Annotated in this window: 8 protein-coding genes; 1 reads left to right on the top strand and 7 read right to left on the bottom strand. The window is 66.5% G+C overall.

Annotated features, from left to right (window positions below; translation table 11 throughout):
* Window positions 1-492 precede the first annotated feature (492 nt).
* A complete protein-coding gene (purB, locus tag A7X97_RS08700; protein ID WP_072168174.1) occupies window positions 493-1,860 on the bottom strand; it encodes an adenylosuccinate lyase in 1,368 nt (455 codons plus the stop codon).
* A 292-nt stretch (window positions 1,861-2,152) separates the two neighbouring features.
* On the opposite strand from purB, the gene A7X97_RS08695 reads away from it, so the two are divergent.
* The gene (locus tag A7X97_RS08695; protein WP_088496863.1) at window positions 2,153-3,580 is read left to right on the top strand and encodes a class II fumarate hydratase; all 1,428 of its coding nucleotides are present in this window, start codon (window positions 2,153-2,155) and stop codon (window positions 3,578-3,580) included.
* Window positions 3,581-3,651: 71 nt separating this feature from the next.
* On the opposite strand, the gene A7X97_RS08690 is transcribed toward A7X97_RS08695, so the two are convergent.
* From A7X97_RS08690 to A7X97_RS08665, 6 genes are all read right to left on the bottom strand, one after another.
* Window positions 3,652-4,077, bottom strand: a complete 426-nt coding sequence (locus A7X97_RS08690; RefSeq protein ID WP_072168172.1) for a hypothetical protein — start codon at window positions 4,075-4,077, stop codon at window positions 3,652-3,654.
* Window positions 4,078-4,183: 106 nt separating this feature from the next.
* Window positions 4,184-4,789, bottom strand: coding sequence for a YggN family protein (locus A7X97_RS08685; RefSeq protein ID WP_072168171.1), 606 nt, complete (start codon window positions 4,787-4,789; stop codon window positions 4,184-4,186).
* 28 nt (window positions 4,790-4,817) lie between these two features.
* Window positions 4,818-5,705, bottom strand: coding sequence for a GIN domain-containing protein (locus A7X97_RS08680; RefSeq protein WP_088496862.1), 888 nt, complete (start codon window positions 5,703-5,705; stop codon window positions 4,818-4,820).
* A 25-nt stretch (window positions 5,706-5,730) separates the two neighbouring features.
* Window positions 5,731-6,759 (bottom strand): ABC-2 transporter permease, encoded by a 1,029-nt coding sequence (locus tag A7X97_RS08675; RefSeq protein ID WP_065178601.1) that lies wholly within the window; start codon window positions 6,757-6,759, stop codon window positions 5,731-5,733.
* A complete protein-coding gene (locus A7X97_RS08670) occupies window positions 6,756-7,631 on the bottom strand; it encodes an ABC transporter ATP-binding protein (RefSeq protein WP_005417484.1) in 876 nt (291 codons plus the stop codon). Before A7X97_RS08670 ends, A7X97_RS08675 begins: the two co-directional genes overlap by 4 nt.
* On the bottom strand, window positions 7,631-7,990 hold the full coding sequence (locus tag A7X97_RS08665; protein ID WP_005417481.1) for a GntR family transcriptional regulator: 360 nt from the start codon (window positions 7,988-7,990) through the stop codon (window positions 7,631-7,633). The genes A7X97_RS08670 and A7X97_RS08665 overlap by 1 nt, the downstream gene beginning before the upstream one ends.
* Window positions 7,991-8,138: the final 148 nt, after the last annotated feature.

Raw genomic sequence — 8,138 nt, 5'->3', positions numbered from 1 at the left:
CATGGCGCCAACGCCCCTGCACGGTCCACCCGCCCGGCCCCTGACAGTTTCCTGCGGGGCCCGCCACGGAATGGAAGAAGAAAATCAAAGGCAAGAGCGGGTCGCGCGCTGCGCTTGCTCATGCCCTTGTAGAGCCGAGCCCACGCTCGGCTTGCTTTTGCCCACGCGAAAATCAGCCGAGCATGGGCTCGGCTCTACAAAACCCCCACAAACAAGGAGGGACGCGGCGAAGCCGCGTCCCTCTCTCAAATTCCGTCCCGATAACCCAATGCTCTTCGATCCGTCACCGGGAATCTGTCAGAGGTGGGGCGGGTTGGGTTCGAGGGGGGTATCCGCGCCATGGATGGCGCGGCTAAGCCTCCACGGACGGATCCACGGCGTCCCCCGCGAACCCAACCTGCCCCGCCCAGCCAGCAGCAATCCAGAGCCGCTCTTGACGTTGATGTTGCCTGCCGCAGGCAGCGCACGCGGCCGCCGCCGCAAGCAAACCCCTTAGATCTTCTTCGCCAGCGCCTCGGCCAGACCGGTGTAGCTGCCCGGGGTCATGTCCAGCAGACGCTGCTTCGCATCCGCCGGCAGCTCCAGCCCCTGCACGAACGCACGCATCGACTCGGCCGTGATGCCCTGGCCGCGGGTCAGCGCCTTCAGCTGCTCGTACGGGTTCGGCAGGCCATGGCGGCGCATCACCGTCTGCACGGCCTCGGCCAGCACTTCCCAGGCCGCGTCCAGATCGGCATCCAAGCGCTGCGGGTTCACTTCCAGCTTGCCCAGGCCCTTGGCCAGCGAATCCAGCGCCACCTGGCTGTGGCCGAACGCGGTGCCCAGTGCACGCAGCACGGTGGAATCGGTCAGGTCACGCTGCCAGCGGCTGATCGGCAGCTTCGCGCTGAAGTGCTCGAACAGCGCGTTGGCGATACCGAAGTTGCCTTCCGCGTTCTCGAAATCGATCGGATTGACCTTGTGCGGCATCGTCGACGAGCCGACTTCGCCTTCCTTCAGGCGCTGCTTGAAGTAGCCCAGCGAGATGTAGCCCCAGATGTCGCGGGCCAGGTCGATCAGGATGATATTGGCGCGACGCGCCGCATCGCCGATCTCGGCGATGTTGTCGTGCGGCTCGATCTGCGTGGTGTACGGGTTGAATACCAGGCCCAGGCCGGTCACGAAGCGCTCGGCGAAGGCCGGCCAGTCCACGTCCGGGTAGCTGGCGATGTGGGCGTTGTAGTTGCCGACCGCACCGTTGATCTTGCCGGTCAGTTCGACCGCGGCGATCTGCCGGCGCTGGCGCTCCAGGCGTGCGACCACGTTGGCCAGCTCCTTGCCCAGCGTGGTCGGCGAGGCGGTCTGGCCGTGGGTGCGCGACAGCATCGGCTGGCCGGCCTGGGCGTGGGCCAGGGTGCGCAGGGTGCTGGCGATGCCGTCCAGGGTCGGCAGCAGCACCTCGCGGCGGGCCTGTTCCAGCATCAGTCCGTAGCTGAGGTTGTTGATGTCTTCGCTGGTGCAGGCGAAATGCACGAATTCCAGCGCCGGCGCCAGCTCGGCGTCGTCCTTCAGCTGTTCCTTGATGAAGTACTCCACCGCCTTGACGTCATGGTTGGTGGTGCGCTCGATCTCCTTCACGCGCGCGGCCTGGGCCGGGCTGAAGCGGGCGGCCAGGTCGCGCAGGCGGGCGACGGCGGCGTCGGAGAACGGCGCCAGTTCGACGATGCCCGGTTCGGCGGCCAGCGCCAGCAGCCATTCCACCTCGACCGTGATGCGGGCCTTGATCAGGCCGTATTCGGAGAAGATCGGGCGCAGCGCGTCGACCTTGCCGGCATAGCGGCCATCGAGCGGGGACAGGGCGAGCAGGGCGGAATCGGACATGTCGGCAGGGCTGGGACGAGCGGCGGGGCCGATATTCTACGACGTGCCGGCGGGGCGTGCCCTGTAGAGCCGAGCCCACGCTCGGCTGCTTCGGAGAATCCGGCGCCCTGCGGGAAGCCGAGCATGGGCTCGGCTCTACAACACGGCCCTGCGGACGGAACGTTCTGGCCCGTCCTCATCATCCCACGCTGCGGGCAAGGGAGTATCGTTGGCGCAGCCGCCAGCCCGGGAAGCGACACCCTGCCAGCCGCCGCTTCCCTTTCCCCAACTGAAGTAGTGCGGAGTTGAAGCAATGAGCAAAGCTGCAAGCAAGGGTTTCAGAATCGAACACGACAGCATGGGCGAGCTGCAGGTGCCTGCCGACGCCCTGTGGGGCGCCCAGACCCAGCGTGCCGTGCAGAATTTCCCGGTGTCGGGCCAGCGCATGCCGCGCGGTTTCATCCGTGCCCTGGGCCTGGTCAAGGGCGCTGCCGCCGGCGTCAACGCCGAGCTGGGCCACCTGCCGAAGAACGTGGCCAAGGCCATCCAGACCGCTGCTGCCGAAGTGGCCGCCGGCAACTGGGACGCGCACTTCCCGATCGACGTCTACCAGACCGGTTCGGGCACGTCGTCGAACATGAATGCCAATGAGGTCATCGCCACCCTGGCCAACCGTGCCGGCAAGGCGGGCAAGACCAGCGTGCATCCCAATGACCACGTGAACCAGGGGCAGAGCTCCAACGACGTGATCCCGACCGCGCTGCGCGTGTCGGCGGTGCTGGCGACGCACGAACAGCTGCTGCCGGCGCTGGTGCACCTGCGCAAGACCCTCGACAAGAAGGGCCGCAGCCTGCGCAAGGTGGTCAAGACCGGCCGTACCCACCTGATGGACGCGATGCCACTGACCTTCGAGCAGGAGTTCGGCGCATGGTCGGCGCAGCTGGCCTCGGCGCAGGAGCGCATCGAAGACAGCCTCAAGCGCGTGCGCCGCCTGCCGCTGGGTGGCACCGCCATCGGCACCGGCATCAACGCCGACCCGCGTTTTGGCGCGCAGGTAGCCAAGGCACTGAAGCAACAGACCGGTTTCAAGTTCGACAGCGCCGAGAACAAGTTCGAAGGCCTGGCCGCGCAGGACGATGCAGTGGAGTTGTCCGGCCAGCTCAATGCACTGGCGGTGGCGCTGATCAAGATCGCCAATGATCTTCGCTGGATGAATGCCGGTCCGCTGGCCGGGCTGGGCGAGATCGAACTGCCGGCACTGCAGCCGGGCAGCTCGATCATGCCGGGCAAGGTCAACCCGGTGATTCCGGAAGCGACCGTGATGGCCTGCGCGCAGGTGATCGGCCACCACACGGCAATCACCGTGGCCGGACAGACCGGCAACTTCCAGCTCAACGTCACCCTGCCACTGATCGCGGTGAACCTGCTCGATGGCATCGGCCTGCTCGCGAATGTGTCGCGGCTGCTGGCCGACAGCGCGATCGCCGGGCTGAAGGTGCGCGGGGACCGCGTGGCCGAAGCGCTGGCGCGCAATCCGATCCTGGTTACTGCACTGAACCCGATCATCGGCTACGAGAAGGCCGCGGCCATTGCCAAGCGTGCCTACAAGGAACAGCGCCCGGTGTTGGACGTCGCGCTGGAGGACAGCGGCCTGGACGAAGCCGAGCTGCGCCGCCTGCTGGACCCGGCCGCGCTGACTGCCGGTGGCATCCAGGCGGGGGGCGGTGGCGGGGGCGGTTGATCGAACGGCGTGCGGACCAAGGTCCGCACCCACCACACGCAGGAACGCCGCCCTGGGGCGGCGTTTCTGCTTCAGCGACGGTCGGCGACGATGTTGCCGAACGTGTCGGTGTAATCCTTGAACTCGGGGATGCGCTGGATCAGGTCCGCCGGAATCACTTCCATGCTCTCCGGCGGCTGGATCTTCACCGGTTGCATGTTGGGATCGGCCGGGGCGGCGACCAGGGTGTTCTGGCGCAGCACCTGCAGCCTGCCGAACATCGTCTGCAGCATCTGCTTCTGCCCTTGGTCCAGCGGGATCTGGATCTCGTCCACCTTCATCGTGCCATCGCCGAGGATGATGATGTTCGGTGCCGGCGGGCGACGCACGGTCACCATGCCTTCGCTGACAGAAATCTTGGGCTTGCCGCGCTCGGCGCGGTGGTTGCGGTAATCCTTGTCACAGCCGACCAGGCCCAGGCAGAGCAGGGCGGCCAGCAGCAGGAACAACTTCTTCATGGCATTCGGTTCGGGGGCGTCCGGGGCCGCCATTGTAAGCCGGTCGGCACGCTACGGCCGGCAGCGGGGCGCCGCTGCCGGCCGGGCGCGCTGATCTGTCACAGGCCTAGCGCCGGACCACGGTGTCCTTGCCGCAGTCGTCGACGTCACTCTGGTCCATCGTTGCGTAGGGCTTGAACGCCGGCAGCTCGCGCGCCAGTGCTTGCTGGCTGGCCAGCATCGCCGGCATGCGGTTGCAGATGCGCTTGGCCTGGGCCTCGATCTTCTCGGCCTCGGCGTTGATCCGCTTCTCGATGCCTTCGCTGTCGCCGCTGAAAATGCCCTTCAGCGCTTCGCCGGCAGCGCTGGCACCGAGCTTGGCGCCAGCCAGGCCGACATCCATGCCGTCCATTGCAATGGCGACGACGTGGCCGCGATATTCCAGCAGCCGTTGGCGCTGGGTTTCGTTGGCCGGCACGTCCTTGCCGTCGATCAGCAGGTGGCCATCCGGGGTGATCTCGGCACGCGGCTGCTTGTCGGCCGAGATCTTGATGTTGCCCTGAGTGATGTCCTTGCGGGCATCGTCCATGGCCTCCTTGACAGTCTGGCCGACCCCGCTGGTCGCGTCGGCCACGCTTTTGCCGACGGTGGTATCAGGCGTGGAGGACGTGCCGCCGCAGGCGATCAGCGGCAGGCACAGCAGGGTGGCAGGCAGCACGCGCAGCAGATTCATGGCAGTTTCCTCGATCGGTCCGTAGCGGTTACTTTTTACGGGGCAGGGTGACGGTGCCGCTGACGTTGCGGTGGCCGACATCGCCGCTGCCGCTGTGGTCGACGGTCAGGCTGCCGCGCACGCCATCGACCTGGATGTCCCCCGAGCCGTGACTGCGCACATGCACATTGCCGCCGATGTCGGACAGATCAACATCGCCCGAGCCGACCACACCGACCTCGACGTTGCCTTGCACGCGCTTGAACCCGATGTCGCCGGAACCGACCGTGTCCAGTCGTGCGTTGCCGCGGACATCGCTGATCTTCAGGTCACCCGAACCGACAGTGCCGGTGACCGCATCGCCACCGATGTTGCGCACCTTGACGTCGCCGGAACCCAGCGAGAGCAGGTTCAGCGAACTGCCGCCGTCAATGTCCAGGTCGCCCGAACCCACCGCTGCATGGATGCTGCCGCGGGTGCCACGCACGATGGCATCACCGGAGCCGACATCCACGCTCAGCGACTGCGCGTTGTCCACGCTGGCATCGCCGGAGCCGACCTTGAACTGCAGCGGAAGGTTGTCCGGCACGCTGCCACGGATGTCCAGCCAGGCATAACTGCTGCCCAGGCTGATGCCGCTGTCACGGCCCTCGCGGCGCAGACTCACCACCAGCTTGTCGCCCACCTTGCGCTGGTCCAGTACCAGCTGCTCCAGCCATTCCTGGCTGGACGCACAGGCACGGCCATCCAACTGGCCACCGCCGGGGCTGGCGACCACCTTCAGGTCATGCTGGTTGACCTCGAACACCACCGCTTTGGCACCGGCCACGTCCAGCTTCAGCGCGCGGGCAGCGGCGAACTTGCAGTTCGGAGCATCGGCGGCCAGCGCCGACAGCGGCAACAGCAACAATGCAGAACAGGCGAGCAGGGAACGCATGGGTGGTGCCTCCGGGTGGATGGAATCAGATCTCGCCGGCGCGCTTGCGCAGACGGATGGCAAGGACAATGAACACGGCGCCGACGGCAGCACCGATCCACAGTTCCGGCATCGCCAGTGACTTCAGCTGCGAGGCCGGCGACATCAGGCTGACCACCGATTCGAGGTCGCGGCGCGTGCCTTCCTCGGCGCTGAGGCGATACACCAGGTCCGTGCCCGGTACGCCGCCCAGCAGCAGCCGGCCAACGATGTTCTGCCAGAACCAGCCCGTGGTCAGGCCGATCAGCGGCATCACCTTGGTGGTGCTGACGATGACGCCGGCGAACAGCGGCAGCATCACCGCCCACAGGAACGGCTTGCTGCGGGCCCAGGCCGAGCACAGCAGCAACCAGCCGGCGGTGGGCAGGGCCCACAGGGCGTAGACCGGGATCCAGGCCAGGTGGCCGGCGGCCAGGGTCAGCGGGCTGGCCGGGCCCCAGATCAGGGTCATCGGGCTGCCGCCGTGCATCAGCGCGACGATGCTGATCACCAGCATGAAGCCGAACATGGTGATGATGCCGGCGATCACCGCGATCAGTGGGGCCACGATCAGTGCGCTGATCACCTTGGACAACACGGTCTGGGTATCCGACAGCGGCAGTGACTTCCAGAACAGGATGCTGCGGTCGCGGCGGTCGTCGTACAGGGCACCCAGGCAGTAGAAAAACACCACGAAGGCCAGTACCAGGAACGGCCAGGCCGAGCTGAGCACCAGGGTCAGGTCGAGGCCGTTGCCAAGGTCAGCCAGGTCCTTGGCACTGATGTCGCGGGTCAGCAGGGCCAGGTCCAGGCCGTTGATGTTCACGTCTTCGCCGTCGATGTGCAGGCCACCATCACGTGCGGCCCGGTGCAGGGCGAACAGGCCGAAGGCGATGCCGATGGTGCTCATCACCAGCGAGATCAGGCCGGCGATCAGCGGTGCGTACAGGAAACCGCCACGGTTCTCCCAGTACTCGCGCTTGAGCAGCCAGCGCAGGGTGCCCATCGGGCTGACGGGGTGGTTGACGGCATTCATGCGTAGGTCCCCTTCATGATGGCGACGAACAGATCGGCCAGGCCCGGGCTGCGGGTCTCGCCAAGGGTGGAGAGCTGGGTGCGCGGCACGCCATCGAACAGCATCACGGTCTTGCCGAACGCCAGGCTGCGCTCGTCGATCGGCTTCAGCGCACGCGCGGTCTCCAGCTGGTCGGCGTTGACCAGCAGCTCGGTGTAGCGCTGGCCGACATCGTCCATGTCCGCGTCGAGCACGATGCGGCCATCACGGATGAACATGACGTCGCTGAGGATGTGCTCGATCTCTTCCACCTGATGGGTGGTGACGATGATGGTCTTCTGTTCGTCGAAATAGTCCTCCAGCAGGCGCTGGTAGAACTCCTTGCGATAGAGGATGTCCAGGCCGAGAGTGGGCTCGTCCAGGACCAGGATGCGGGCGTCGATGGCCATCACCAGCGCCAGGTGCAGCTGCACGATCATGCCCTTGGACAGTTCGCGCACGCGCTGCTTCGGTTGCAGCTTGGTATTGGCCAGGAAGCGCTCGCAGCGGGCGCGGTCGAAGCGCGGGTGGACGCCGGCGACGAAGTCGATCGCCTCGCGCACCTTCAGCCAGCGCGGCAGCACGGCGACGTCGGCGATGAAGCAGATGTCATTCATCAGCTCGTCGCGATGCAGTCGCGGATCGCGGCCGAGCACGCTCAGGTCGCCTTCCACCGAGGTGAGGCCGAGGATGGCCTTCAGTGCGGTGGTCTTGCCGGCGCCGTTGGGACCGATCAGGCCGACGATGCGCCCGCTCGGAATGCTGAAGCTGGCGTTGTCGAGGGCTACCGTGGTCCTGTAGGCCTTGCGCAGGCCTCGCGCGGTGATGACGGGTTCGCTTGCAGTGCTGTTCATCAGACGTTCCCCTGGGGCAGCAATTCGTCGAGGCTCAGGCCCAGGCGCTGGATGCGCTCCAGCACCGCGGGCCATTCTTCGTTGAGGAAGCGCTCGCGCTCGCTGCTGCGCAGCTGCGTGGCCGCCTGCTCGGTCATGAACATGCCCAGGCCGCGGCGCTTCTCGACCAGGCCTTCATCGGCCAGTTCCTGGTAGGCGCGCGAAACGGTGATGGGGTTGAGTTGATAGTCGGCGGCCACCTGGCGCACCGAAGGCAGGGCATCGCCCGGCTTCAGGATTCCGTCGAGCATCATGGCGATCACGCGCTCCTTCAATTGACGGTAGATGGGAGCGCCGTCGCTCCACTGGATGTCGCTCATATTCAGCTCCGTGGGGTCAGCGGCTGGGCGAACGAGAAATACGGCATGGACAGGGAGCTGTGCAGCCGACGCGGGGGAGAGGGGGAGGAAGCGGCGTTCCCGGCCGGTGCAGCGTTTGCATCCTGCGCACTGTCGGGAGAGGCGGGGG

Source organism: Stenotrophomonas sepilia (genome assembly GCF_003244875.1).
In the GTDB taxonomy this organism is placed as follows: Bacteria; Pseudomonadota; Gammaproteobacteria; order Xanthomonadales; family Xanthomonadaceae; genus Stenotrophomonas; species Stenotrophomonas sepilia.
This window is presented reverse-complemented; position numbering and strand designations above follow the sequence as displayed.

Coding starts and splice junctions, on each gene's coding strand:
- purB (WP_072168174.1), bottom strand. CDS start 1,860: ATGTCCGATTCCGCCCTGCTCGCCCTGTCCCCGCTCGATGGCCGCTAT.
- A7X97_RS08695 (WP_088496863.1), top strand. CDS start 2,153: ATGAGCAAAGCTGCAAGCAAGGGTTTCAGAATCGAACACGACAGCATG.
- A7X97_RS08690 (WP_072168172.1), bottom strand. CDS start 4,077: ATGAAGAAGTTGTTCCTGCTGCTGGCCGCCCTGCTCTGCCTGGGCCTG.
- A7X97_RS08685 (WP_072168171.1), bottom strand. CDS start 4,789: ATGAATCTGCTGCGCGTGCTGCCTGCCACCCTGCTGTGCCTGCCGCTG.
- A7X97_RS08680 (WP_088496862.1), bottom strand. CDS start 5,705: ATGCGTTCCCTGCTCGCCTGTTCTGCATTGTTGCTGTTGCCGCTGTCG.
- A7X97_RS08675 (WP_065178601.1), bottom strand. CDS start 6,759: ATGAATGCCGTCAACCACCCCGTCAGCCCGATGGGCACCCTGCGCTGG.
- A7X97_RS08670 (WP_005417484.1), bottom strand. CDS start 7,631: ATGAACAGCACTGCAAGCGAACCCGTCATCACCGCGCGAGGCCTGCGC.
- A7X97_RS08665 (WP_005417481.1), bottom strand. CDS start 7,990: ATGAGCGACATCCAGTGGAGCGACGGCGCTCCCATCTACCGTCAATTG.